19 protein-coding genes are annotated in these 25443 nt (G+C 65.1%); 16 read left to right on the forward strand and 3 right to left on the reverse strand.

Features of this window, described 5'->3' with window-relative positions; all coding sequences use genetic code 11:
- Positions 1–376: 376 nt before the first annotated feature.
- Both A4R35_RS18885 and A4R35_RS24395 read right to left on the reverse strand, forming a co-directional pair.
- Positions 377–4195, reverse strand: coding sequence for a WD40 domain-containing protein (locus tag A4R35_RS18885; RefSeq protein WP_112432086.1), 3819 nt, complete (start codon positions 4193–4195; stop codon positions 377–379).
- A 414-nt stretch (positions 4196–4609) separates the two neighbouring features.
- Positions 4610–4762, reverse strand: a complete 153-nt coding sequence (locus A4R35_RS24395; protein WP_189362037.1) for a hypothetical protein — start codon at positions 4760–4762, stop codon at positions 4610–4612.
- Here A4R35_RS24395 and A4R35_RS18890 point away from each other — a divergent pair.
- The 3 genes from A4R35_RS18890 (at position 4761) to A4R35_RS18900 (ending at position 8158) form a co-directional block, all read left to right on the forward strand.
- Positions 4761–5792: a VOC family protein gene (locus tag A4R35_RS18890; RefSeq protein ID WP_112432088.1), complete on the forward strand. Its 1032-nt coding sequence runs from the start codon at positions 4761–4763 to the stop codon at positions 5790–5792. The two genes, A4R35_RS24395 and A4R35_RS18890, sit on opposite strands and share 2 nt — an antisense overlap.
- Positions 5793–5845: 53 nt before the next feature.
- On the forward strand, positions 5846–6985 hold the full coding sequence (locus tag A4R35_RS18895; protein WP_112432090.1) for an FAD-dependent oxidoreductase: 1140 nt from the start codon (positions 5846–5848) through the stop codon (positions 6983–6985).
- Positions 6986–7165: 180 nt separating this feature from the next.
- Entirely contained in the window at positions 7166–8158 is a 993-nt protein-coding gene (locus A4R35_RS18900; protein ID WP_112432092.1) for an amidohydrolase family protein, read from the forward strand.
- Positions 8159–8446: 288 nt separating this feature from the next.
- Here A4R35_RS18900 and A4R35_RS18905 read toward each other — a convergent pair whose 3' ends face one another.
- The gene (locus tag A4R35_RS18905) at positions 8447–9865 is read right to left on the reverse strand and encodes an FAD-binding oxidoreductase (RefSeq protein ID WP_112434326.1); all 1419 of its coding nucleotides are present in this window, start codon (positions 9863–9865) and stop codon (positions 8447–8449) included.
- A gap of 877 nt (positions 9866–10742) precedes the next feature.
- On the opposite strand from A4R35_RS18905, the gene A4R35_RS18910 reads away from it, so the two are divergent.
- The 13 genes from A4R35_RS18910 to A4R35_RS18970 all read left to right on the forward strand — a co-directional run bounded on the left by A4R35_RS18910 (position 10743) and on the right by A4R35_RS18970 (position 25363).
- A complete protein-coding gene (locus tag A4R35_RS18910) occupies positions 10743–11504 on the forward strand; it encodes an SDR family NAD(P)-dependent oxidoreductase (RefSeq protein WP_112432094.1) in 762 nt (253 codons plus the stop codon).
- Positions 11505–11665: 161 nt separating this feature from the next.
- Complete coding sequence (locus A4R35_RS18915; RefSeq protein WP_112432096.1) at positions 11666–13375, forward strand: ATP-binding cassette domain-containing protein; 1710 nt, start codon at positions 11666–11668, stop codon at positions 13373–13375.
- Between the two features lie 169 nt (positions 13376–13544).
- Positions 13545–14759 (forward strand): amino acid ABC transporter substrate-binding protein, encoded by a 1215-nt coding sequence (locus tag A4R35_RS18920; RefSeq protein WP_189362039.1) that lies wholly within the window; start codon positions 13545–13547, stop codon positions 14757–14759.
- A 224-nt stretch (positions 14760–14983) separates the two neighbouring features.
- The gene (locus A4R35_RS18925; protein WP_189362041.1) at positions 14984–15853 is read left to right on the forward strand and encodes a branched-chain amino acid ABC transporter permease; all 870 of its coding nucleotides are present in this window, start codon (positions 14984–14986) and stop codon (positions 15851–15853) included.
- Positions 15850–16932, forward strand: a complete 1083-nt coding sequence (locus tag A4R35_RS18930) for a branched-chain amino acid ABC transporter permease (RefSeq protein ID WP_112432102.1) — start codon at positions 15850–15852, stop codon at positions 16930–16932. Before A4R35_RS18925 ends, A4R35_RS18930 begins: the two co-directional genes overlap by 4 nt.
- Positions 16933–17008: 76 nt before the next feature.
- On the forward strand, positions 17009–18010 hold the full coding sequence (locus A4R35_RS18935) for a fumarylacetoacetate hydrolase family protein (protein ID WP_223258403.1): 1002 nt from the start codon (positions 17009–17011) through the stop codon (positions 18008–18010).
- A 343-nt stretch (positions 18011–18353) separates the two neighbouring features.
- A complete protein-coding gene (gene yhfZ / locus A4R35_RS18940) occupies positions 18354–19277 on the forward strand; it encodes a GntR family transcriptional regulator YhfZ (protein WP_112432104.1) in 924 nt (307 codons plus the stop codon).
- Between the two features lie 117 nt (positions 19278–19394).
- The gene (locus A4R35_RS18945) at positions 19395–19781 is read left to right on the forward strand and encodes a hypothetical protein (RefSeq protein ID WP_112432107.1); all 387 of its coding nucleotides are present in this window, start codon (positions 19395–19397) and stop codon (positions 19779–19781) included.
- Positions 19782–19964: 183 nt separating this feature from the next.
- Positions 19965–20336, forward strand: coding sequence for a DUF2620 family protein (locus A4R35_RS18950; protein ID WP_112432109.1), 372 nt, complete (start codon positions 19965–19967; stop codon positions 20334–20336).
- 213 nt (positions 20337–20549) lie between these two features.
- Complete coding sequence (locus A4R35_RS18955) at positions 20550–21938, forward strand: YhfT family protein (RefSeq protein ID WP_112432111.1); 1389 nt, start codon at positions 20550–20552, stop codon at positions 21936–21938.
- A gap of 119 nt (positions 21939–22057) precedes the next feature.
- Positions 22058–23020, forward strand: coding sequence for a phosphotriesterase family protein (locus tag A4R35_RS18960; RefSeq protein WP_112432113.1), 963 nt, complete (start codon positions 22058–22060; stop codon positions 23018–23020).
- Positions 23017–24135 (forward strand): aminotransferase class V-fold PLP-dependent enzyme, encoded by a 1119-nt coding sequence (locus A4R35_RS18965; RefSeq protein ID WP_223258404.1) that lies wholly within the window; start codon positions 23017–23019, stop codon positions 24133–24135. The genes A4R35_RS18960 and A4R35_RS18965 overlap by 4 nt, the downstream gene beginning before the upstream one ends.
- Before the next feature lie 4 nt (positions 24136–24139).
- Positions 24140–25363, forward strand: a complete 1224-nt coding sequence (locus A4R35_RS18970; protein WP_112432115.1) for an alanine racemase — start codon at positions 24140–24142, stop codon at positions 25361–25363.
- The last annotated feature ends 80 nt before the right edge of the window (positions 25364–25443 follow it).

The following is a 25443-nucleotide window of genomic DNA, read 5'->3' on the forward strand; positions in this document are numbered from 1 at the left end:
TGTGCCCGATCGCTGGCGGTGTGCCGACCGCGGGCGCCTGACGCGCTGGCCAACAGGGGAGAGGCGTCCAGGAAGCCAACGAACGGGGCCGCTCCAGGGGAGCGGGAGCGGCAGGAGCGCAACCGACGGCGATGGGAGGCCCACAAAGCAGCGCAGGCCCGGGCACAGCGCAGCGTAGCACCAGCCATCTGTTCCTCCACTCCATACTTCAGTGTAGCTGGACCGGAACCAGAGTTCACTACCGTTCGCTTCCGTTTTCACTTTTCCGGTTGCTTCCGGTCCGCTCCTCCAGCTCAGTTGCGAGGCCCGCCGCGGGGAAGGAAGAAAGGAGAGAGGGCAAAGCAAAGAGAGACCAGCGCTTGGAGGCGGAGGCCGTCTATGACTTAGCTGGAAGGGAAGGAGCAATTGGCGTTGTCTCGCTCCCCTCGCAGGCGCCCAGGGCTTTAAGCGAGGCTTTCTGCGCCTCGCTGAGGCCACGCACGTGGCGGATGTTCATCCCCTCGTAGGGGCGCTCGCTTTGCAGGACGTAGAGGCAGGCCCCGGTTCTGGCCTGAGAGACGAAAATCACGCCAGCGTCGTCGCCACTGGCGAGCAGCTCGCCGTCGGCGCTGAAGGCCACCGACCAGACCTGGCCCCGGTGGCTGGCAAAGGTCTGCTCGCAGAGGTGGTAGCTCAGGCCGTCGATCTGACCCAGGCGCAGGCTATGCTCATCGCCGCTGGCGAGCAGGCTGCCATCGGGGCTGAAGGCGATGGCCCGGAACCAGGTGAGCGCGCCGTGACCAGGCCAGCGCTGGCAGCGGTAGCCGCTGCTCACCTCCCAGAGGCTCAGACTGCCATCGTTGCTGCTGCTCAGCAGGAAGCGACCATCGGGGCTGAAAGTCAGGGCTCCGATAGGGCTGGCCTCGCCCTGGAGCGTCCGCAGGCAGCGCCCGCTTTCGACCTCCCAGAGCTTGATCTCTCCGTCGTTGTCGCCGCTGGCGAGCAGGCTGCCATCGGGACTAAAGGCCAGCGACCAGACCATCGAGCTATGGCCGTGGAGGGTCTTCAGACAGGCCGCCTGGCCCTCGCGGCGCAGGTCCCAGAGCTGGACGGTGCGATCGTGGCTCCCGCTGGCGAGCCGCTGGCCGTCGGGGGCGAGAGCCAGAGACCAGATGACGGCGCTGTGGCCGTGCCAGGTTTGCAGGCAGCGTGTGGTCCCCTCCTGCTCGCTCAGGGACCAGAGGCGGATCGCCTGGTCGTCACCGCTGCTGATAAAGGTCTGGCTGTCGCGGAAGAGAATCGACCAGATCGGACCGGCATGGCCCTGGAAGGCGTACAGGCAGCGGGCCTGGCCACCAGGCTCCAGCAGCCAGAGGCGCAGCAGGCCGTTATCATCTCCATGCACCAGATAGCGCCCGTCGGGGCTGAAAGCCATTGAGCGAGCCACGCTGCTGTGGCCCTGCAGTATGCGCAGACACTTGCCACTCTCCACATCCCAGAGCTTGACCTTGCCGCTGTAGGAGACGCTGATCAGCAGGCCGGCGGGACCGAAGGCCACGGCGCTGACGAACGTCGAATGACCATGCAGAATGCGCAGCCGCTGAGCCTCGCCGCTGAGTTGCCAGATCTCGACCGCCCCATCGTCGCAGCCACTGGCCAGCAAAGTGCCCTCGGGATTGAAAGCGATGGTGGCCGCGCGCGTTGTGTGCAGGCGCAGCGTGGCCAGGAGATGCCCGCTGGCCATGTCCCAGAGATTGACCAGGCCATCTTCGCCACCGCTGGCGAAGAGTTCGCCCTGGGGATGGAAAGCGACCGCCATGATATCGCCGCTGTGGCCACGCAGGATGCGCAGGCAGGCGCCCGACTGAAGCTCCCAGAGGCGCACTGTCTCATCATTGCCGCTGCTCACCAGAAAGCGGCCATCGGGGCTGAAAGCCAGATCCCAGACGGGTCCGATGTGGCCGTAGAGCACCTTCAGGCAGCGGCCCGTCTCAATCTCCCAGAGGCGAATCGTCTGATCCATGCCGCTGCTGGCGAGCAGGCGCCCGTCGGGGCTAAAGGCCACGGCCCGCACCCATTTCTCATGGCCCTGGAAGAGGCGAAAACATTGCCCCCGCTCCTCGCCGCTCACATGCCAGAGCTTTACGCTGCGATCGTAGCCGCCGCTGGCGAGCAGGCGCCCATCGGGGCTAAAAGCCAAGGCCCAGGCCATGCGGCTGTGACCACGCAGCGTCAAGAGCGGGCTCCCTTCCGTCAGGTGCCAGAGGCGAATCTGCCCGCTGAAGCTGCCCACAGCCAGCAGGTGCCCGTCGGGGCTGAGCGTGAGCGAGGCGATGCTCTCGACCGGCTCCGTGAAGAGCGAGTCACTCAACCAGGCTGAAGCGAAGCTGGCCCGCTGGGCCTCTATGCCCTGTAGATAAGCCTGACGCACAGCCAGGCCAGAAAAATCCTTGTCGCGGACATGGCCATTGAGCGTGGCCACTAAATTGACCAGATTGCCGCCACCATAGCCCTGGGCCGTGTAGGGCAGGCCGCGCAGGCTGCTCGCCAGAGCCATCAGCCGCTCCTCCAGCCGCTCCTCATCGCCGCAGAAGGAGAGCAGGCACTCCAGCAGCGGCTGCAGTAGCATACGAATCTGACTCTCACGGATATAGTCCTGGCTGTTAGCCTTCATGAGCGCGTGTGAGAGTAAGAGCCGCGGGCGCTCCTGCAAGATCTCGCTGCAGACCTCCTCGACCAGCCGCTCGCTCACATACTCCATCACCACCGGCTGCAGGGTGAAGATGGCCCCCTGCTCAGCGCGCTCTACCAGGCAGCGCCAGCGCAGCGACTTGAGAGCCGCCAGCACCTCGCGACGCGAGACCGCCCCCAGCAAGTCCTGACTCAGCTCCTCCAGAGGGACCATCTCGCGCTCGATCGCCAGCCAGTACATCAGATCGCTCTCCAGGGAAGAGAGGCGCTCAAACTGGTAGTCGAGCAGCTGACGCACGGTGTGAAGCAGCATTGGCCCTTCGCGCAAGAAGGCCTCGATCTGGCCGCCAAAGACCTCCTGCACAGTAGCAGCGGCGATTTTCAGCGCCAGAGGATTGCCGGCATAGTGGCGTACCAGCTCATCCCAGGCGTGCGGCGTGCCTGAGAGGCGACGCTCCTCTAGCAGCTGCTGGATAGCCTCGCGCTCCAATCCGAACAGCTTCAGGGCGCGCACCGGCGAGAGTGGCCCTTCCAGCGGCTCCAGCTCGCCGGGCAGCTCGCGACTGGTTAGCAGCAGGCAGCTCTGATGCGTACACTCCGCCACGTGGCGGAGCAGGCGGCCATAGCCCTCATAGCCCTCGCGATAGCGTCCCTCGAAGCTGCCGGGCTGCAGCAGGGTCTCCACGTTATCGAAGACCAGCAGGCAGCGTCGCTTGCGCAGCAGATCGAGCAGCAAGGTCATGCGTCCTTCGAGCTGCCCTGGCAGCGTCAGGCCCTGCTGCTGAGCCAGGGTCTGGATGCAGTCGGCCAGCAACTCATCAAGCGGCGGAGCGTTGCGCAGCGAGCGCCAGAGGACAAACTCGAAGCGGTGCGCCACCTGCTGGGCAAAGCGCACCGCCAGGGTCGTCTTACCGATGCCGCCCATGCCGAGGACAACGACCAGGCGGCAATGATCAGAGAGCAGCCAGCGCTCCAGGGTAGCCAGCTCCTGCTGACGGCCATAGAACGCAGATGCGTCGGGAGCCTCGCCCCACTCGGCGTGAGTGGTGGTCGCTGGAGCCGAAGCAGGAGAGGGGTGCGCCGACTGGGCCGGCAGGGGTCCGGTGGCGGCGGTCGCCGGCTCCTGCGAAGAGGAGATCAAAGCTGGGGTCAATACAGAAGAAGAAGAGGAACGGACGTGAGCAGGCGAGCGGCGCTGTGTCTGAAGCAGCTCCTCAAACCATAGCTCATCGAAGGGGATCGAGCGCCGGGCCGCGCTCTCAGCGGCCTGATGCCAGAGCGTACGAGCCTCGTCGCGCGCGTGCTCCTCATGGAAAGCACCGTACTGCCAGTAAATCTCGATGAGCTTCTTCAGATTCTCGCTTGTGGGGAAGGCCGTGCCGCCCTCCCAGTGGCGGATCGTGCGCTCCGACACTCCGAGCATGGTCGCGATCTCAGTCTGTGTCAAGCCGGCCTTCTCGCGCAGCGTGAGTGCCAGCAGACCGAAGCGGTCATCTTTGAGCTTGTATCGACGGTGATAGCCCACTTTCAGTATCCTCTTGTGGACAGAGCGCAGCGGGTGCTTTCCTTCACCGGAAGCAACCGGAAAGAGAAAAGCGGAAGCGAGTGGTAGTGATCTTTCCCCCGCCCTTCGCTACACTGTGAGCGAGTCTGGCGAACGGGAGAGAGGAACGAACAGATCGCTCCACCAGGCACAGCCTTCGGTCAGACGAGGCGCCAAGCTCGATGCCCGTCGCTTGCAAACGGGAAGGAAGCAGGCCAGGCCCTTTCACAGCGTTGTGAGAGGCATGACGGGCACTCAGCAGCGTCCTGGCTGTTATGGTAGCACAGAACTGGCTGAGCGTCAATCAAGAGCGGTGCCCCTCTCTCTGCTTGCTTGTATGATTGCTAAGTGGCTGGGATTGGCCTGGTATCGGCCTGCCACCACCAGAGAGGCGCCTTATTGAAGCCCGCGCTGCCGGGCGCCAGTGTGGGCCGGCGCCGGTCGGATCGGCGATGCCAGCGGGGGCGAAGGCGCCACGCCAGACGGCACGCTGCTGCTGCTACCGCTGTTGGTGCTATCGATCACCCAATGAGGAGAGAACGAGACCATGAGCAAACACCTGCTTGCCCACCTGGCCCATGTGGAGATCATCACGCCAGCCCTGGAGGATTCGCTGCGCTTCTTCACGGAGGTGATGGGGATGGAGCTGAGCGAGCGTGTCGGGGACTCCTGCTACCTGCGCTGCTGGGGAGAATTCTACCACCACAGCCTGGTGCTCACCGCTGGTGAGCAACCAGCCCTGGGCCACATTGGCTGGCGTACCTGGGGACCGGAAGAGCTAGAGCAGGCCGTCAAAGAAATCGAAGCCGCTGGCCAGCAGGGCCAGTGGATCGAACGCGGACCGGGGCACGGTCCGGCCTATCGCTTCCGCGGGCCCGGCGGCCACCTCAACGAAGTCTTCTGGGAGGTAGATCGCTACAGCGCGCCGCCCGAACTGCGCTCAACCTATCCCGCCCGCCCGCAGCGCTTCACCGGGCGGGGTGTGGCTCCACGTCAAATCGATCACGTCACCGTCGCCTCGCTCGATGTCATGCGAGACACGCACTGGTACTGCGATACCCTCGGCTTCCGCTTCATGGAATATACCGTTCCTGACGAAATGCCGGACATCGTCGTCTTCACGCAGATCACCACCAACGAGAAGTCGCACGATCTGGGCTTTGTCGCCGACTTCTCAGGCATTCCGGGCCGTGTCAATCACGTGGCCTTCTTCCTGCCGGAGATCAAGGACCTGCTGCGGGCTACCGATATCCTGCTGGAGGCCGGGCTGAGCATGGAGTACGGCCCCGGGCAGCATGGGATGGGCGAGCAATACTATCTCTACTTCCGCGAGCCCGGCGGCATGCGTATCGAGCTAAACTCGGGCGGCTATCGCAACTACATTCCGGACTGGGAGCCGGTGCGCTGGGTGCCCTCGCAGGGATCGAACACCATGTATCGCAATGCTGCCATGCCCGACTCGATGACGGAATCCTTCCCGCTGGCGCCGGGTGGCTCCTTCCCCGAGCCGGCGGCCACCGGGGGTACGCAGATCGATCCTGATCTGGTCAATCCTTTCCGTCGGCGCGGGCGTGGCTAACCAGCTCGCTCGGGCGGTGGGAGAATCCTCAGCGAAAGATGGAGTGTCCTACGATGGACAAAAGCGCGCAGAAGATATTGATTGTCGGCGGCGGCATCGCCGGCCTGACGGCGGCAGTGGCGCTGCGCCAGATCGGCCGCGAGGTCGAGGTCGTTGAGCTGAATCCCCAGTGGTCGGTCTACGGGGTAGGCATTATCCAGCAAGGCAACGCCCTGCGGGCCCTCGATCGCATCGGCCTGGCCGAGAAGTGCATTGCTGCCGGGCACCCGATGGGGGGTGTTCGCTTCTACGATCTTCAGGGGACCTTTCTCTTCGAGGTGCCCCAGCCTCCGATTGCAGGGCCGCACTATCCCCCAGGGAACGGCCTGACGCGCTCCCGTCTGCACGCCATTCTGCAGGATGCCGTGCGGCAGTCCGGCGCGACGATCCGCCTGGGCCTGACGGTGGCGACCCTGGCGCAGTCCGAGAGCGAGGTCTCGGTGACCTTCTCCGACGGCTCCTTTGCCAGCTACGATCTGGTCGTGGGGGCCGATGGCCTGAAGTCGCTGGTGCGCCGCCTGGTCTTCGGCTCCGAGTACCAGCCGACCTACGTGGGCCAGGTCTGCTGGCGCTGCAATGTGCCGCGTCTGCCCGACGTCACCACTGGCTGGCTCTTCGATGGCGGCCCCCACGGCAAAGCTGGTTTTATTCCGCTGGCTCCCGATTTGATGTACATCCTGCTGGTGGAGACGCCTCCTCCGGGGCCACCGCCGCGCTTCCCGCGCGAATGCTTACCGGCGGCCTATCGCGAGCGGCTTGCTCCTTTCGGGGGACCGGTGGCTCTGGTGCGCGATCGCTACATTACCGATGAGTCCGAGGTTATCTATCGTCCTTTCGAGACGCTCTTGCTGCCCTCGCCCTGGTATCGTGGGCGCGTGCTGCTGATCGGCGATGCGGCCCACGCCATGACGGCCCATGTGGCCCAGGGGGCGGCGATGGCCATCGAGGATGCGATCGTCCTGGCCGAGGAGCTGGAGAGCGGCGACCCGCTTCCACAGGCTCTGGACCGCTTCATGCAGCGTCGCTACGAGCGCTGCAAGGCCCTGGTCGAGATCTCATCACAGCTGAGCCAGTGGGAGCGCGATCAGACGCCCGATGCCGACGTGGAGGGCCTGACGCGCCGCTCGTTCGAGATTGCCGCGACCCCTATCTGAGGGGCGAGCCGCCGACCACTGGCACCGGCCCGCGCTGAGGGCCTGGCGGCTCCGCTGTCCTTGCCTGGGCCAGGGCAATCGCCGCTGACCTGCCAGTCTGCCTGCTACCTGTCTGTCCGCACCAGGCCAGGCAGCCGAGACCGTCGTGCCAACAGTGACCGCAGACAGAGGCTCTACGCTATGATTATCGATTTTCATGCCCATTATCTGGCGCGTGAGCATCTCCAGATGCATGCCCGCGCCCCCGACGGGCGCATCCTGGGGGCCCGCTGGCGAGGGGAAGGCCAGGCGGCCATACTGGAGACCGGCGGTATCCCTCTGGGCAGCGCCTGCCGACCCGAGGAGTTCTACGATCTCGATGCGCGCCTGGAGCTACTGGCGACGGCGGGTGTCGATCTGCAGGTGCTGTCGCCGCCGCCTTTCATGGCTTTCTACGAGCTGCCGGGCGCAGAAGCGGCCTCCCTCTTGCGTGAACAGAACGAGGCGATCGCCGCGGTGGTAGGCCGCTATCCACATTCCTTTCACGGCCTGGGCCTGGCCCCACTGCAGGAGCCGGAGCGGGCCGTGGAAGAGATTGCCTATCTGATGGATCAGCTCCACCTGGCAGGGATCGAGATTCTGACGCGTGTCAATGCCTGGAACCTGGATGCGCCCGAGCTGGAACCGGTCTGGCAGGCCCTGGACGCCCGCCAGGCTCTGGTGCTGATCCATCCGCTGGAGGTTCTGGGGGCCGAGCGGCTAACGCGCTACTACCTGCGCAATCTCCTGGGCAACCCGGCGGAGACGGCCTTTGCCCTGGCTTCGCTGCTCTTCGGCGGTGTGGTGGAGCGCTATCCGCAGATCCGCTTTGTGGCGGCCCACGGCGGAGGTGTGGCCCCCTTTGTGGTGGGACGCTGGCAGCATGGGGCGCGCGTGCGACCTGAATTATCCCATCTACGTGAAACACCGCTCGATCTGCTGCGCCGTATCTATGTTGATTCACTGGTGCATGGCGCTGAGCCGCTGCGTTACCTGGTGACGCTGCTGGGAGCGGAGCGCGTGGTGCTCGGCACGGACCTGCCTTTCGACATGGGAACGCGCGCGCCAACGGCTCTCTTTGGGGCAGAGCTGGCGCCACAGGTGCGCCAGCAGATCTTGAGCGGCCACGCCGATCTGCTTCCCCGCGCGCCCTGACTGGCTGTGGGCGAGCTGCAGACTCCCTTTCTCCTTCTGGTCCTCAGCGGACGGTGAACGGCTGCGTCAGGAGACCAACCCGCCGCGGGCGGGCGACTTGCCTTCCTGACTGAGCCGCGCCGTCCGCTCGCCATTGCTGGGGCCCGCTGTCCGCCGCTCTGGCCTGACCAGGCAAAGGAACAGTGAGAGAGGGCTGGTCGGGACGGACGGGGTAGGCTGCCCGAAGGGACCGCGACCAGCCCCAGCCGGCTCTGGATGGAGAAAGGACCCGTGTGAGGTGGATGCTGTCTAAGCTCCGGGCTGGCTCCAGGGATTGACGTTGATGGGGGTCTCGGGATTGATCAGATAGGAATGGAAGAGGCCCGTGGGATCGTAGCGGGCGCGCACTGCCTGCAGACGCTGCCAGTGGCTCTCGTCCATAAAGCGTGCTGGGCGCGTGGTAAAATCCGAATCGGCCAGAAAGAGACCCTCGCTGAGCGGCTCGATGCGGCGCATCTGCTCGGCCAGCCAGCGGCGGCAGCGAGCGTCATCCGCGGGCTGTTTCCAGATCACGTAGCTGGCGAAATAGACATCGGCTTGCAGCGAGAGGGCCATATCCGGCAGCGGATGCAGGGGGGCCATGCCGAACCAGAGCGAGAACGATTGCGCGGTGGGCAGGCTAACGAAGGCCTCCCGCAGGGCCGGAATGGCCGTCGTCGCTGGCGCGTTGAGCCAGGCATTATCGACGGCGTAGCGGTGCTCCTTGGGATTGGCGCGCCGCTGCTCGACGTATTCCGCGGCCAGGGTTGTGGGAACCAGCACCTGCTCCAGCAGGGCGCGCGAGCGCGCCGGACAGCGCTCGAAGGGAGCCAGGGCCTCGCGCGCCTCGGTGGGCGTCTCGGCAAAACTCAGGCCCTGGACCAGCAAGACCGGGGCTGCGCTGGCTGTCAGGTCGCCGCCGCTGCCCATGCCTACAGCTACTACTTCGACGCTGGGGGCTAGCCGTGGATGCTCCTCGTAGAGCCAGCCCATGACCTCATCAAAGAGGGCAGCGGGATAGAAGAAGCTGCTACGTGTCAAGGCTCCCGGCAGGGGACGCACCCGCAGATAGAAGCGCGTGACAATGGCAAAGAAGCCCGGGCCGGCGCCGCGAGCCGCCCAGAGCAGATCAGGATGATGCTCCTCGTCAGCGTGAACCAGCTCGCCGTCGGCGGTCACGGCATCGATAGCCATAACGCGCTGACAGGCCCAGCCCCAGCCGCGGCAGTTCCAGCCCATGCCGCCCTGCAGTAAGAAGCCGCCCAGACCGACATCGGGACAGTGACCGCCGGGGAACATCAGACCCTGCTGCGTCAGCAAGCCATTCAACTCGCTGCCGGTGACCGCCGGACTGACGCGCACAATACCGGCCTCGCGGTCCAGCTCGATCTGACGCAGGCCGCCCAGGTCGATCAGCAGAGCTTCGTCGCGCAGGCTCCAGGCGGCCCAGCTATGGCCGCCGGCGCGCACGGAGACCTTCAGGCCGTGCGCACGTGCCAGACGCACCCCTGCCACCACATCATCCTCGCTGGTGGCCAGCAAAATGGCGGCGGGATAGCGCTCAGGTCGGCGCCCATTGAAAATGCGCCCGCAGCGCGCCTCTTCGTAGCCGCTCTCGCCCCGCCAAAAAAGGCAGCCCTGCAGCGTCTCCGGCGTGCTGCCGGGTCTCCATCGATTGTGCTCGCTCATGCCCACCGCCTTTCTGGGTGTACGCTCGTCTGACTGGCGGCTCTCACGGCTATCCTCCAAAAATAGAGTCCGATCATGATGGCGTGCGCTCCTCTCGACTCCTCACCCTTACGCTTGTCCTTGCTTCTTTGTGTGGTGTTTGTTCATCCAGATGTGTCCTGGAGAGGCTGTCTTTAGAACAGCGCTGGCTGGGGCAGACGGGCGCCACCTGCCGAGCTGCGCACGGCCTTCCTCCCTCTTACCAGCTTCTCCCATGCGGGGAGAGGAGTAAGCCCGCACCAGGGGAAGGGGAGAGGCGTGCGCAGCCGCACAAGCAAGCTCTCTCGTCTGCCCTCAGTCATGCAGTGTAGCTAGTCTGGCCCGGGAAATCACTACCACTTGCTTCCGACTTTCTCTTCCGCTCGCTTCCCGCGACTAACTGAGCGCGGGGCGCCACCTGTGGCCCCGACGGTCAGCTCCCGCCCGAGGCAGTAGTAGCGAGCAGCGCCTGACGAAGAGCGGAGCCGGCTGCTCTGGCGGAGGGCACCGCCTGGCTGGCGATGACCCTGGTCGTGCGGCGTGCTCAACCGGAAGCGACCGGAAAGGAAAAACGGAAGCGAGTGGTAGTGATTTTGTCCTACGCCTCCCCTACACTGCAGGAAAGACAGAGTCACAGGCAGGTCACAGGTCCACAGGTCAGCAAGCGCAGTCCTCGACCGACGCCAGTCGGTGACCGCTCTGCCTGGCTCAGGGTAGTCGAGCCGCCTGCCCTGACCTGTCTGGCGGCCCGTCCGTCGCAGTCGGTGATGCTTGCTGCCTGGCGGTCCGCTGACCGACAGGGTCAGGCGTGTCGAGACAGCGAGCGGGCGAGCATGTGCCTGGAAGGAAGAGCGCAACGATGAGTGGGCGACTTCAAGGAAAAGTAGCCATCATTACGGGAACAGCCAGCGGCCAGGGGCGCGTTGCAGCCCTGCGCTTTGCCGCCGAAGGCTGCAAAATTGTCGGCTGCGACCTGAACGTTGCAGGAGCCGAGGAGACCGTGCGCCTTGTACGCGAGGCCGGCGGAGAGATGGTCTCGCTACAGCCTTGCAACCTGAGCGATCCCGAGCAGGCCCAGCAAGTCGTAGAGCTGGCCGTCAAGACCTACGGCGGCTTCGACATCCTCTACAACAACGCCGGCACAGCCTGGATCGCGCCAATCGAGCAGATGACGACGCGCATGTGGCACGATACCCTGCGCAGCGAGCTAGATACCGTCTACTACATGTGTAAGGCCGCCTGGCCGCACCTCATTGCCCGTGGCGGCGGCTCCATCATCAACGTCGGCTCTGTCTCTGCCAAGTTCGGCAGCGAGGATGTCCCCGGTCTGGCTCATGCCGCCAGCAAAGGCGCCGTTATCGCCATGACGCGCCAGCTAGCCGCCGAGGGAGGCAAATACGGCATTCGGGCCAACACTATTTCGCCGGCCCTCATTCGCACACCACAAACCGAATGGGCGATCAGCTCCGGCGCTCTCGACGGCATCATGCGCAAGCTGATGCTCAAGCGTATCGGTACGCCCGAGGACGTGGTTTTCTGCGCCATCTACCTGGCCTCCGACGAAGCCTCGTGGGTCACGGGGGCCGACTTCGCCGTCGACGGTGGGGCCAGCGCGTTCTAGCCCCAGAGAGCGACCAGAGCGGCCCGCCTATCGGGCCAGCCTGAGTGAGCCGCAAAAGCAAACAGCCAGCCAGTCAGCAATGGCGGATCGCCACGATCAGGCAGGCAGACCAGAATACCATCGAGCTAGACAGCAAGTAAGCTCAAAAGAGAGGGAGGGGCATGATGCAAGCAGCTTCCACTGTGGGAGGGGAACCGCAGCGGACCGATGAGGCCCCGCTGCTGGTGTTGCGTCATGTGACCAGGCGCTTCGGGGGCGTCACGGCCCTCAACGATATCAGCTTTGAAGTGCGCAGCGGCGAGCTGCTCGGCGTCATTGGACCCAATGGAGCGGGCAAAAGCACCCTCCTGAGCCTCATTTCTGGGGCCCAGCGCGTTAGCGAGGGGGAGATCCTCTTTGCCGGGCAGCGCCTCGATCGGCTGCCCGCGCACGCGATCGCCCGCCTCGGCATCGGGCGCGCCCATCAGATTCCCCGCCCCTTTGGGCGCATGACCGTTCTGCAGAACGTCTTGATCCCCGTGCATGCCCGGAAGAACGAGGCCCCGGGCCGGCGAAGCCTCAGCGACGATGCCGAGGAGATCCTGCGCCTCTGCGGCCTGCTCGACCGCAAAGATCGTCAGGCCGGCTCTCTCACCCTCCTGGATCTCAAGCGCCTGGAACTGGCGCGCGCTCTGGCGCTGAAGCCACGGCTGCTGCTGCTGGACGAGGTGGCCGCCGGTCTGGTCGGCCAGGAGATCGAGGAGATCACCCGGCTGATCGCTTCTATCCATGCCCGTGGCGTCACCATTCTCCTCGTCGAACACGTCCAGGCTGTGGTCCGGTCCCTGGCCAGGCGCGTCATTGTGCTGGACTGGGGGCGCAAGATTGCCGAAGGGACGCCTGATGAGATCGCTCGCCATCCCGAAGTCATCGCTGTCTACCTGGGCAGCGAGCAAGGAGAGCAGCCGTCGACCCCGGCAGCGATCCACCAGGCTGTAGACGAGCAGGCGGCGACAGGAGCCGAGGTGAACGCCAGCACTAGCAGCAGACATTCTCTCCCTTCTGCCCGAGCCATGTCGACAGCGGCGGTTCGGCCTTCCCCGCCGCCGCTGCTCGACGTGCAGAACCTCAGCGTCGACTACGGTAAGCTGCGCGCTCTGCGCTCCCTGGACTTCAGTGTTGGGGAGGGTGAAATTGTGGCGGTCGTGGGAGCCAACGGAGCCGGCAAAACCACCCTGACCCAGGCGATCAGTGGCCTGGTGCCCGTCAGCGAGGGCCGCGTCCTCTTTGCTGGCCGGGAGATTACACGCGTGCCGGCCCACCAGCGCGCTCGCCTGGGAATCGCCCTCTGTCACGAGGGAAGGCGGCTCTTCCGCGAGCAGACGGTCCGCGAGAACCTGGAGCTGGGAGCCGCCTATGCCACCCGCGGGGCAACCACCACCTTCGCTCAGCGCCTGGAGCGCGTCTACGACCTCTTTCCGGTGCTGCGCGAGCGCGCGAGCAGCCAGGCTGGACGCCTCTCAGGCGGGCAGCAGCAGATGGTCGCCATCGGGCGGGCGCTGATGGCGGAGCCGCGTCTGCTCCTGCTTGATGAGCTATCGCTGGGCCTGGCGCCAGCGGTCGTCGACCAGCTCTTCGCGGCCCTGCCACGAATCCTGGCCTGGGGGATCAGCGTCGTTCTCATCGAGCAGCATATCCAGCGCTCGCTGGCAGTGGCCGACCGTGTCTACGTTCTGGAGCGGGGACGCGTCGTCTTCTGCGGTACGCCGGACCAGGTGCGCGCCCACCCGGCGCTGCAGCAAGCCTATCTGGGCGTCGCGGCGGCCCCTGCCACCCCTGCCGACTCGCCGGCAGTCAGCGAGCAAGAACAGCATCCCGTCTCGGGAACCTGAGCCAGACCACGCCCGGCAGGCCATGCTGCGCCTGCTTTGGCTCTCCAAGAGCATCGGCAACAGACGAACGCACGAGCAAACGAGCGCCCACGCGAGCAGAGAAGGTCGCCAGCGTTCAGTGGCGAACGTCTCCGGTCGAGAGACAGACACTGCAGAGGAGGAGAAGTACATGAGCACAGTCTCTAAGGCAGCGCGGTCCTTATTTCTGATGGCCATGCTGGCCCTGAGCATGGTCGCCTGTGGTGGCACGGGCGGCTCCGGCAACCAGACAATTGTGATTGGGGCAACGCTGCCCTTAACGGGATCTCTGGCCGCTGTCGGCGTCCTGCTGAAGGCCGGCTATCAGGCCGCCGTCGACGATATCAATGCCGCCGGGGGACTGGAGGTCAACGGGCAAAAGTATCACGTCAACCTGATCATTCTCGATAACACCTCCGATCCCAATACCGCCAGCAACCAGGCGACAACCCTCTATTTGCAGAATAACGCCGTGGCTCTCCTGGGGCCATTCACGCCGCCGCTGGTCATCCCGGTCTCGCAGGTGGCCGAGCGCGTCAAGCGCCCGCTGATTTCGACCACGGCCCCCATCGAGGCCTGGCTCTCGGCTCGCCCCTCTGGCTGGCAATATTCCTGGGATGTCTTCTTCGATGAGAAGCAGCAGACCAGTATGAGCTTCCAGGTGGCTAACATGGTGAAGACGAACAAGCGCGTGGCCCTCTTCACCGATAACGAGGAGGACGGGGTGACGATGGGCAAGCTCTGGACCGAGGAGGCGCCGCAGTTCGGCTATACCATTGCCTATCGGGCGATTTTCCCCGTCGGCACCACCAATTTCTCTAGCCAGATCGCTGCTGCCAAGGCCGCCAACGCCGAGGTGCTGATTACCCAGATGACGCCGCCCGATGCGATGGCCCTCTGGAAGCAGATGAAGGCCCTGGGCTACCATCCGATTGTGGCCGAGAGCGAGAAAGGATCGTCGACCACTACCTGGATGCAGGCCCTGGGCAACGTCGGCGAGGGCGCCCTCATTGCCAACTTCTGGTCGCGCTCCTTTACCTATCCAGGCAGCCAGGAATTGGCGGCGCGGGCCGAGAAGGCCGGCATCAAGGCTACCATCGAGCAGGCCGGCTACATCATGGGCTACTCGATCACTGAGGTGCTCTTCGATGCCATCAAGCGCGCCGGCTCAACCGATCCCGATGCCATTAACCGGGCCATCGGCCAGACCAACAAGACCTATCCGGTTGGCCCGATCCACTTCGGCAGCAACCACGCCGATCCCGTGCAGGCCATTATGCTCCAATGGCAGAATGGTGACACGGTCCAGGTCTATCCACCGGTCTCGGGTGTAAGCCTGGAGGCGCCCGCCAAAGGTCTGGCCTGAGCAGACCACGTCAGACGACCGACCGGCGGACGAACGCGCGGACGCGGCGAGTGAGCCTGAGCAGATGCGCCCACAGTGCTCTGTTGCCTTACCATTGAGTTGTGCGAAGGTCAGCGGGGCCGGGCCTGATCGAGCCTGATCAAGCCTGGTCCCGTCTGCCGCCGCTGTGATGCTGCTCCATGCCGTGCCGCTCGCTGTTTGTAGAGGGAAGGAGAGGGACCCCTATGTTGTTCTACCATCTGATCGATGGCTTTTTTCTGGGCGGCCTCTACGTGACCATCGCCCTGGGGCTGACGCTGGTCTTTGGCGTCATGAATACCGTCAATCTGGCTCAAGGCGAGGTCCTGATCGGCTCCGCCTACCTCACCTATACGCTATCAAGCCTCACCCATCTGGACCCGCTGCTCTGCCTGCTGCTGGTGGCCCCCATCATGTTTGTCATCGGCTACCTGGTGCAGCGCCTCCTGCTCAATCCGCTCATTCCCCGCGGACAGGAGACCCTGCTGGTGGCGACTTTCGGCCTGCTGCTGGTGGCCGAGACACTGTTTGGGCTGATCTATGGCAATAACACGCTCTCGTTGAGCGCTTCCTATACCCTGACGGGCCTCAACATCTTTGGCGATACCGTGCGCACTGTCTACGTGATCGCCCTGGTGGCCGCCCTGCTCCTGGTGGTGGGAACCCATCTGCTGCTGAGCTACCTGCCGCTGGGGAAGGCTATTCGGGCGGCGGCGGAAGATCCAGGGGCGGCGGCCTCCATTGGCATCAATGTGCCGCTGGTCTATGGGATCACCTTCGGCCTGGCGGCGGCTATTTCTGCCGTGGGCGGCACGCTGATCGGCCTCTCCTTTGGCTTTGGCCCAACTACCGGCTCTAGCTGGTTGCTACGTAGCTTTACGGTGATCGTGCTGGGCGGCATGGGATCGCTGTGGGGCACACTCCTCGGCGGCCTGCTCATTGGCGTGCTGGAGGAGGTGGCCGCCAGCATTGTCGGTCCGCAGTTTCGCGATTTGATTGTCTTCGCCTTCCTGGTGATTGTCTTGATTGTGCGGCCCGAGGGCTTCTTTGGTCAGCGCGTGGGGGTGGCCAAATGAAGACGCAACCCGCTTCCTCCGACCAGCTTGCTCCGTCTGTCGCCAGACGCCAGCCCCTGCGCCACCTGGCTCCCTGGCTTGGCTGGAGCGTGCTGGGGGTGCTGGTCCTCCTGGCGGCCCTGGGACCACTCTACTTGAGCGCTTTCGATCTGGTGCTGGCCTTTACGCTCTTCAACTATATGACGATGGCCCAGTCCTGGAACCTGTTGGGCGGCTACGGCGGTCAGTTCTCGCTGGGCCACTCGCTCTTTGTGGGGGCCGGCTCCTATACTATTGCCGTGCTGCTGCTGCACACCGGGCTGCCGCTGCTGCTGGATCTCGTGCTGAGCGGCCTGCTGGCGGCGGCTCTGGCAACGCTGGCGGCCCTCTTGCTGATGCGCCTGCGCGAGGCCTATTTCTCGATCGGCTCGCTCGGGCTGGCGATGGCCGCCCTGACCTGGATGCTCAACTGGTCCTTCACCGGCGCCACCAGCGGCCTCAATCTGCCACCCGCTGCGACCCTGGACTATTCCACGCTCTACTATCTGGCCCTCGGCTTGCTGGTCGCGACCACCCTGACCATCGTGCTGCTGGTGCGCAGTCCCTTCGGCCTGCGTCTGATGGCCATCCGTGACGATCAGGAGGCCGCCGCCGAGCTGGGGGTCAATAGTTTCCCGGTGAAGCTGGTGACCTTTGCTATCAGTGCCTTTTTTGTCGGGCTGGCTGGCGGGCTGATCGCCCTCAACAAGCTGGAGATCGAGCCGGACTCGGCCTTCAGCATGAACTGGGTGATTACGATGATCATTATTACGATCATCGGCGGCATCGCTACCTCAACGGGGCCACTAGTGGGAGCGGTCGTCTTCTTTACCTTGCAGCAGGTGCTGCAGAATTCGCAGGCCCTCAGCAGCCTGCTGACTGGTCTGCTGCTGATCCTGATTATTCGCCTGGCACCCGAAGGACTCTGGCCACTGGCCCTCAAGCTCGGGCGCCGCCTGGGCGAGATCTTCGTGAGCCGCTTCGCCCACAGCAAGCAGGCTGTGACCGCCCTGGGCGCCCAGGAGGCCGTCGGAGGACGGTCAAGGCTGGGCGAGGGCTAGCCTGACTGGCTGTCTGGTTGGCGCAGCGGGTGCGGATTCAATCAGGCCAAGAGAGATAGAGAGGAGAGAGGTCGTCGTGAAATTCGCTCGTATTGCTGTCACTGGTGTTGATGGAGAGGAGGCGCGCCTGGTCGTGGTGCAGCCAGAGGCCCAGCGCGTCATCGATCTGGCCACGGCCTGGCGCCTGCGGCTCGAAAGGCGGGGAGCCACGCGCGAAGCGGCGCGCCGCCTGGCCGCAGCGCTCTTTCCGGCCAGCATGAGCGCTGCCATTGCCCTGGGCGAGACCTTTCGCGAGGCGGCTGCCGAGGCGAGCGCCGCCCCAGCGGAGGAGGCCGTGCACCCCCTGGAAAGCGTGCGCTGGCTGCCGCCCCTCGATCCTCCCACGATTCGCGACTTTACTGCCTTTGAGCAGCACGTGCGCAATATGGCTGCGCGCCAGGGAGGAAGCGTCTTCCCAGAATTTTACCAGCGCCCACCGTACTTTAAGATTAATCCCCTGACCATCGTGGCCCCCGAGGCCGAGGTACCCTGGCCGCACTACACTCACCACCTGGACTACGAGCTGGAAATCGGACTGGTCATCGGCAGGCAGGGCCGCAATGTCTCCCCCGAGGAGGCCCGGAGCCTGCTCTTCGGGGTCACCATCCTGAACGATTTCAGTGCGCGCGATGTCCAGGGACCCGAGATGAGCAGCGGCTTTGGTCCGGCCAAGGGCAAAGACTTCGCGACTGCGCTCGGCCCCTGGATTGCGACCTGCGATGAGCTTGATCTCGACGACCTGACGATGGTGGCGCGCGTCAATGGAGAGGAGTGGTCGCGCGGCTCAAGCGCTAGCCTGACCTGGAAGGTCGAGGAGCTGGTGGCTTACGCCGCCTGCGGTGAGACCCTCTGGCCGGGCGAGCTACTCGGCTCGGGCACCGTCGGCACAGGGAGCGGCGCCGAGCATGGGCGCTCTCTGCAACCGGGAGCCGTGGTCGAGCTGGAGATCGGCGGCCTGGGCGTGTTGCGCAATCGCATCGGCCAGCCCGAGCCACCCGGCTGGCTCCCGCAGCCACGCCGCTCCTCCGCTACGTACTGAGGACCCGGCGCGCACGTCTCTCCGCTTAGCAGACGGGAAGGTCGTGAGCGGGCGGCTCTGCTTCTGCCCCTACCTCTGCGTTCGCTGTCAGTCAGTGCGTTCTGCGTTCCGTCCCTTGCGCGCTGCCTGCGGCGTGCCGTCCCCTGCCACGGCCTTCCCCTTTTCTTTTCCTGGCTCGGCATGAGCTTCTTCCCCCTCGATGCCCTCAGCCACGGTGCTGCAGTCCCTGCTGCTGGCTGATATGCGGCGGCTTGACAAGGTGGTCGCTGGTCAGTTATACTCTATCCAGTATTCTGGATATTGAGCGAGCAAGGTGAGCAGAGCGAAGGAGAGCGCCAGCGCGATGGCCCTGCCAGACACCGAAGACTTCCTCTCCCAGACGGGCAAAGTGACCATTGGCTTGGCGCGTCTGCTGTTGCGCTATCGTCAGGGCGAGCGGCTGCCGCGCATGGTCGACGTCGCGCGCCGCCTGCGCTCGGGGAATGGGACCGTTCAGGAAGCCTTCAGCTATCTGACGCGAGCGGGGGCCATTGTCGTAGCCGCGCATGGCGCCCAAGGCTCCATTCTGGAGCAGGTCAACTATCCGCTGCTCTGGCGCTATGCCGGCAACGAATGGATCATTGGCTCGATGCCTTTGCCCTATACGCTGCGCTACGAAGGGCTGGCCACGGCCCTCTACGATCGGTTGGAGGCCTCGGGCCTGCCGTTCAATATGACTTATCAGCGCGGCTCGCTCTCGCGGGCCGAGATGGTGCGCCAGGGGCATTACCACTACGCCGTCATGTCGCTGCTGGCCGCCGAGCACCTGGTTGAGCGTTATCCTGAGCTGGCCATTGTCACCAGCTTGCCCCCAGGTTCCTACGTCAGCGAGCATATCCTCATCAGCCGCCTGCCGCGCGAGCAGATCCGCCGTGTTGGCATTGATCAGACCTCCCTCGATGAGATCCTGCTCACTGCCGAGGAGTTCCGCGCTCGCCAGGACTGGGAGAGTGTGCCGGCCACGCGCCTGCAGGTCCTCGATTTGCTGCGCGAAGGGCAGTTTGACGCCATCATCTGGAACCGCGAGGGTGTGGGCAGCCTGCCCCCCACCCTGCAGCTGCTGCCGCTGCAAGGCGAGGAACGTCTGCGCATCCTGGCCACGCAAGCCGCCATTGTGGCTCTGCGCGAGGCTCCCGTCTACCAGGTGCTCACCAGCATCTTCGCGCCCGAGGAGATCACCACGGCTCAGCGGGAGGTTCTCGATCAGCGGCGCCTGCCCCGCTATTGAAGTCGCTGATCGGAGACCTGGCCGGCTGGTAGAGAGGCGCAGAGCAGATATGAGCGCTCCCCGCCCGCTGGCAGGACGTGATCCGATCCTGTGGCCTGATCGAGGAAGGAGCAAGAAATGGAGCAAGATCTTGAGCAGCGCCTGGTCATCTTTGAGCGCGAGGGCCTGGCCGCTCCGGCGATTGTGGCCTTTGTGCGCCAGATCCTGGAGTGGCTGGAGCGGGAAGCGCAGTGCCCCGGCGATGAGGAGCACATGGGGCCGCTGGCCAGTCACCTGCTGCTGGCCCTGGAGCGGGTGCGGCGCGGCGAAGATCTCGGCTCAGCCTGGAGTCCGCTCGTGCACGAGGAGGCCAGCACCCTCACGGTCTTGCCCCACCTGCAGGACTGGGCGGGACAGATCCGCGCGCAGGCTCTCCAGCAGCTTGATCTGCGCCTGCCCGCCGAGGAGGAAGATTTTCTCCTGCTTCATCTCGGGGCTTTGGTGCTCCGCGGTCAGGAGCCGTAGAGCGCCCGGCCTGATCCGATAGATGGGCTGCTGACTCCAAAACAGGCCCGACAGGGAGGTGAGAAGAGTAACCCATAATCAGCAGGTAACTCAGTCGATCAACGACATGACCGGACGACAGTAAAGCCTGGCACGGGCCTGCCGGTCAGGCGTGCCATCAGAGAGGCAGGAGGTGCGCGAACGATGGCAACCATCTACATTGGCGGTGTAGGCAAGGCCGATCTCAAGCGCCTGCTCGAACAACGCCGCGACCCCACCCTCAACGTTGTTGTCAGCAACGATCTGGAAGCCGGGCAGCTCCTCAAGCGCCGCAGCGACGCCTACTACATCGGCACCTGCCACACCGGGGCAGGTGGCTCGCTGGGTGCCCTGATGGCCTTCCTTGGGCGGCAGCGCTGCCACACCTTTGGGAGGCAGGCGCGGGTCAGCGTCGAGGAAGTGCAAAAGCTGCTCGCGGCAGGTATTCGCGCCTTTGGCGTCTCCGTTGACCAGATCAATACCGTTGTCCCCGTGCTGGTCGAGGCCATCCAGAGTTACCAGCCACCCCGCTCGTAGCTCCGCGGCGCCCAGCCTTCTATCTCCAGTCTCCAGTCTCTGCCAGCACTGACAGCGATCAAGCGAATGCAGCAAGCCAAGCGCAGCGGCGGCAGCTTGCTCCCCGAAGCGCAGATAGAAAACGACGCCGCGTCACCTCGCGCCTGCTCTGCCTGGTGCTGGCGCCAGGCGGGGAGCGCAGGCCGTCGGACGTCGTGAAAGGAAAGGACCGCTATGAGTCTGCATCTGACGCCCCTGGTCATTGTCTTTACCATTCTAGCAACGGCCTTTGCCGCGCTCCTCTCGCAGATGGCCCTGGCCGTCTTCAACGACGGCGTACGGCCCTTCCTGCTCGACTTTTATCGTGGCGAGCTGGCGCGTCCCCAGATGACAGCCATTGCCTTCGGCCTCTCGGCGGGCTTCATCTTTGGTCTTGGCGTTCCCGTCGCCTTCTCCTCTGGCGTGCTCAATCCCTGGGTCCTCTTTCTGCCGTCGGACATCCTTGGCATCCTCTCGCCGCGCAAGTGGATTGCCCCCATCCTAGGCGCAGCCTGGGGCGCGGTCGTGGTCTTCGGCCTCAGTGCCGCTACCACCGCTGCCAACAGCCTGCCGGTCAACTTCCTGACGGCCATGCAGCAGATGTCGACGCCCATCCTCTATCTCTTCTCCTTCTTCCCGGCGGTGGCCGTGACGATGCAATTCGGGCGCCTGCGGGGGATTATCACCTTTGTGGTGAGCATCTTTGTAATGTTATTCACCATGAAGTGGCTGCCCTCGGTTTTCCCTGGAGCAACCACGATGGCGATCGGCGTCATTCTGCTGGTGGCCTTCGCCGTCGCTGAGGAGGTGACGCGCGCGCGCAGCGAGCGACAGAAGGCCCAGGCGCTTCAGGCCACAGAGGCGGCCTCGCCGGGAGCAGCGTCGGCTGAGGAAGATGATCCGCCGGCCTCGGCCAGTGCCCTGGCCAGCGCTGCCGATGATGAGACCTCCTCGATCTTTGCGGCCAACGCGGCGCGCCTGCGTCGCCACGCCCCCTATTTTATGATCATGGGTCTCCTGCTCGGGGTGCTGGTGAATACCCACATGTTCGCCGGCGGCGAGGCGACCAGCTACGTTATTGCCAAAGGCCAGTTTGCCAATGCGGCCCAGATCGACTTTTATCGCGCTCTTGGTTTCATTCCTCTGATTGTGACGACGGCGGTAGCCTCTGGGGCCTTCCAGATCGTGGGCTTCACCTTGATCTACCCGGTGGCCTATCTGCTGCCCAACCCGATCCTGGCGGCCATTGCCGGCGCTTTGCTCTTCGGCATCGAGGTCTTTATCTTGAGCTATATCGCCAAAGGCATTGCGGCCCTGCATACGATCCGCGATGCTTCCGATAACATTCGCAATGCCATCAATCTGACGCTGGAGGTGGCCATTCTCTTCGGCTCGCTGGCGGCGGGCAATGCAATGGCCAGCGGCCTGGGGATTGCCATTGTGGGTGGCCTCTATGCCCTCAACGAGGTTCTTGGGCGCCCGGTGGTGCGTATGGCAGCGGGGCCAGTCGGCGTTATCATCGCCGGCATCGCTCTGAACCTGCTGGCCTATGCCCATCTCTTTACGCCGATCCCGATCAAGTAGGATCGAGCGATCGGGGCTGCCTGTTGGCCCGGGTTGCTGGCCTGGCCGGTTTCTGAAGCGCCATGCCAAAACCCGGGCAACGGGAGTCTGAGTCTTCTCTCTGAGGAAAGGAGCGGTCATTGTCTGTAGCCAGTGCCTCTGCAGGAGTGCCTGAGCGGCTGCTGGTGCCGACGGCTGCCGGGGTGCAGCCGCTGGCCGATGGCCTCATCTATGCCCACGAGCACCTCTGGCTCGACCTGTCGACGCCCGAGGACCCGGCGGGCAAGCTGGACCGCCTGGATCTGATTGCCGAGGAGCTGAGCGAGCTGAAGCGGCTGGGAGTCGCCGCGCTGATCGAGCAGACCTGTCGTGGCATGGGGCGCGACGTCGGACGCTTGCGCCAGCTGCAGCTTGCCAGCGGCGTGCAGATCATTCCAAGCACCGGTTTCTATCATCAGCGCTTTCACCCGCCGGAGCTGGCGCGTCTGAGTGTGGACGAGATTGCGGCCCTGCTGGAGGAAGAGCTAGGCACGGGTCTCGACGGCACCGGGGTGCGTCCGCTGGTACTGGGAGAGATCGGCGGCTCAGGGAGCGTGCTCCATCCTGACGAAGAGAAAGTCCTGCGCGCCGTGGCCCGGGTCGCCAGACAGCAGGCGGTCGTCGTGGCGACGCATGCCCATTTAGGGCAGGGGGGACTGCGCCAGCTCCAGATTCTCTGTGAGGAAGGGCTGGAGCCGGCGCGCGTTCTGATCGGTCACCTGGATCTGGCGCCCTCGCTGGAGGAGGTGCTTGCTGTGGCGCGCCAGGGGGCCTATGTGGGCTTCGATACCGTCGGCAAGGAGCGCTATGCTCCCGATGAGCGGCGTCTGGCCTGGATTCTGGCCCTCTGTCAGGCCGGGCTGGCGGAGCGCCTGCTGCTCTCCTGCGATATCTCTCGCAACAGCTATCTACAGCGCCTCGGCGGGCAGGGCTACACCTATCTCGTGCGCGACTTTCTGCCGCGCTTACAGGTGGCGGGTCTGCCGGCGGCTACCATCGAGGGGCTGGTCGTGCGGAATCCGCGGCGCTTTCTGGCCGCCGCCCTGGAAAGGAGGCAGGCGTGAGCGTGGTGCATGCGGGGGTGCGCCTGCCGCCGTTGAGGCTGGAGGAGGCGCGGCGCCTGCAGTTTCGTCTGATCGAGACGCTGCGTCGTCACTTCCCCGGCCAGGAGTGGCTGACACGGGGTGAGCTGGGCGTCGGTGTCGATGGCGAGGGCAGCCGCTTCACGCGCCATGTCGAGCGGGTGCTGGCGGCCTTCTTCGGCAGTGAAGAGGCTGTACTGGTGACCGGGGCCGGCACGGGAGCCATTCGCGCGGCCCTCTTCGCCCTCCTGCCGCCGCTGAGCCGCATTCTGGTACACGAGGCGCCGCTTTACGCTACCACGGCGGTCACCTTCCGCGCCGCCGGCTACGTGCCCGTGTCCGTCGACCTGCACGATCGAGAGCGGCTGCGCCAGGTGCTCGGCGACGCAGCCTTGCAAGCCGTCTATCTGCAGCACGCGCGCCAGCGCCCGGACGATCACTATGATCTGGGGGCGGTCATCGCCGAGGTGCGGGCCGTCAGGCCAGAGCTGCCGATCGTTGTGGACGACAACTACGCCGTCGCCAACACGCCGCGCATCGGCGTTGAGTTGGGGGCCGATGTCAGCGCCTTCTCCGCCTACAAACTGCTTGGGCCAGAGGGGATCGGGGTTGTGCTCTGCTCGCAGCCGCTGGCGCGGGCGATCCGGGCCGACATGTACTCGGGCGGCAGCCGCGTGCAAGGGTTTCAGGCTCAGGAGGTCTTGATGGGGCTGGCCCTGGCCTTCGTGGCCAATGCCCTGACTCAGGAGAGCGCCGAGGCCGTGGTGGAGCGCCTGCGCACCGCGCCGCCGCCGGCCTGTGCCCGTCACGTTGTTGAGGCGCATGTGGCCAGTCTGCAGTCGCCGGTAGTGCTCGTGCGCCTGCGCCAGCCCCTGGCGGAGAGGGTTGTCATGCGCGCCGCCGCTCGTGGGGCTGCGCCTTTCCCTGTGGGGGCGATGGCGCGCTACGAGCTGGCGCCCCTCTTTTATCGCATCTCGGGCACGATGAGCGCGAGCCTGGGGGCGGAAGAGGCGCAGCACTGGCTGCGCATCAATCCCATGCGGGCCGGCCCCGAGACCGTGCTTGCCATTCTGGAAGAGGCACTGAGCGAGGTATGACTGTATGTTTCTCGACGCTGTGCGCCGGCGCAATCCCGGGCTGCTGCGCTTCGCGGCCCTGCTGCATCGCAGCGGCGTGATCCCCCCCAATACCTTTGTCTTCGACCGCGGCGCAGTGCGGCGTAATGCGGAGCGCCTGGCGGCGCGGGCGGCAACGCTGGGGCTGGGTCTCTACTACATGGCCAAGCAGATCGCCTACGATGCCCAGCTGGTGGCGGCCATCCGCGCCTCTATTGCGGGGGCGGTAGCGGTCGACTGGATGGGGGCCGAAGCGCTGCTGGCTCAGGGGGCGACGGTGCGACACGTGGGCCATCTGGTGCCAGTGCCTCTGCGCCTGGTGCCGACCCTGATGACTCAGGCGCGGCCCGAAGTCTGGACGCTCCTCGATCTGGAGGCGGCGGCGACCATCAACAGGGCGGCGCTGGCCTTGGGGCGGGTGCAGCCGGTGCTGTTACGCGTCAACGGCGGCGACTTCTTTCCCGGCCAGGAGGGCGGTTTCGCGCCGGAGGAGGTGCTAACGGTGGCGCAGGCCGTTGCGCGCTTGCCCGGCCTGCGTCTGAGTGGGGTGACTAGCTATCCCTGTTTCACCTGGGACGAAGGGGCGGCCTGCTATCGCCCGACGGCTAACCTGGAGGCCCTGATCGCCTCTGCTGAGAGGCTGCGGAGCGCGGGGTTTGCTATCGAACAGATCAATGCTCCAGGCAATACCTCGCTGAGTGTGCTGCCGCTGCTGGCGCAGTATGGGGCCAGCCACGGGGAGCCGGGCCATGCCCTGACCGGCACGACGCCTGAGCAGAGCCTTGGGAGCAGCGAAGAGGAGCCGGCGGTGGTCTACGTCAGCGAGGTCTCGGCCCAGCTTCCTGGGGGGCAGGCCCTGGCCTACGGCGGCGGCCTCTACGCTCGGGCCCATGCCCGCCAGGCTCTGGTCGGTGAGAGTCCAGAGGAGCTGGAGGAGCGCGCGCCCGTGGCGGTGCGCTTCCCGCCGCCGCAGTTCATCGATTATCAGTGCTTGTTGGAGCCGCCCCCTGGGCGCCGCCTGCCGACTGGGGCAACGGTGATCATGGCCTTCCGCTTCCAGCTCTTTGTCTTGCGCAGCTATCGGGCCGTGGTCGAGCAGGACGGCCAGGGAAGCTGGCGACTGCTTTCCCTGACGCCTCCTGCCTGGCAGCCGGCTTCCTGGCTGACTGATTCATCGGGGATAAAGGATGATGAGCGCGACGCCCACTGATCGAGTGGACGCCGCGCTCACGAAGCTGCAGAGTAAGGGGCACGCAGATTGAGGTGGTGGAGGTTTTTCTGCTCGCTGAT

Source organism: Thermogemmatispora tikiterensis (genome assembly GCF_003268475.1).
In the GTDB taxonomy this organism is placed as follows: domain Bacteria; phylum Chloroflexota; class Ktedonobacteria; order Ktedonobacterales; family Ktedonobacteraceae; genus Thermogemmatispora; species Thermogemmatispora tikiterensis.

Excerpts from the sequence above, each read along its gene's own strand:
- A4R35_RS18890 (WP_112432088.1), top strand. The coding sequence starts at position 4,761 with ATGAGCAAACACCTGCTTGCCCACCTGGCCCATGTGGAGATCATCACG.
- A4R35_RS24395 (WP_189362037.1), bottom strand. The coding sequence starts at position 4,762 with ATGGTCTCGTTCTCTCCTCATTGGGTGATCGATAGCACCAACAGCGGT.
- A4R35_RS18895 (WP_112432090.1), top strand. The coding sequence starts at position 5,846 with ATGGACAAAAGCGCGCAGAAGATATTGATTGTCGGCGGCGGCATCGCC.
- A4R35_RS18900 (WP_112432092.1), top strand. The coding sequence starts at position 7,166 with ATGATTATCGATTTTCATGCCCATTATCTGGCGCGTGAGCATCTCCAG.
- A4R35_RS18905 (WP_112434326.1), bottom strand. The coding sequence starts at position 9,865 with ATGAGCGAGCACAATCGATGGAGACCCGGCAGCACGCCGGAGACGCTG.
- A4R35_RS18910 (WP_112432094.1), top strand. The coding sequence starts at position 10,743 with ATGAGTGGGCGACTTCAAGGAAAAGTAGCCATCATTACGGGAACAGCC.
- A4R35_RS18915 (WP_112432096.1), top strand. The coding sequence starts at position 11,666 with ATGATGCAAGCAGCTTCCACTGTGGGAGGGGAACCGCAGCGGACCGAT.
- A4R35_RS18920 (WP_189362039.1), top strand. The coding sequence starts at position 13,545 with ATGAGCACAGTCTCTAAGGCAGCGCGGTCCTTATTTCTGATGGCCATG.
- A4R35_RS18925 (WP_189362041.1), top strand. The coding sequence starts at position 14,984 with ATGTTGTTCTACCATCTGATCGATGGCTTTTTTCTGGGCGGCCTCTAC.
- A4R35_RS18930 (WP_112432102.1), top strand. The coding sequence starts at position 15,850 with ATGAAGACGCAACCCGCTTCCTCCGACCAGCTTGCTCCGTCTGTCGCC.
- yhfZ (WP_112432104.1), top strand. The coding sequence starts at position 18,354 with ATGGCCCTGCCAGACACCGAAGACTTCCTCTCCCAGACGGGCAAAGTG.
- A4R35_RS18945 (WP_112432107.1), top strand. The coding sequence starts at position 19,395 with ATGGAGCAAGATCTTGAGCAGCGCCTGGTCATCTTTGAGCGCGAGGGC.
- A4R35_RS18950 (WP_112432109.1), top strand. The coding sequence starts at position 19,965 with ATGGCAACCATCTACATTGGCGGTGTAGGCAAGGCCGATCTCAAGCGC.
- A4R35_RS18955 (WP_112432111.1), top strand. The coding sequence starts at position 20,550 with ATGAGTCTGCATCTGACGCCCCTGGTCATTGTCTTTACCATTCTAGCA.
- A4R35_RS18970 (WP_112432115.1), top strand. The coding sequence starts at position 24,140 with ATGTTTCTCGACGCTGTGCGCCGGCGCAATCCCGGGCTGCTGCGCTTC.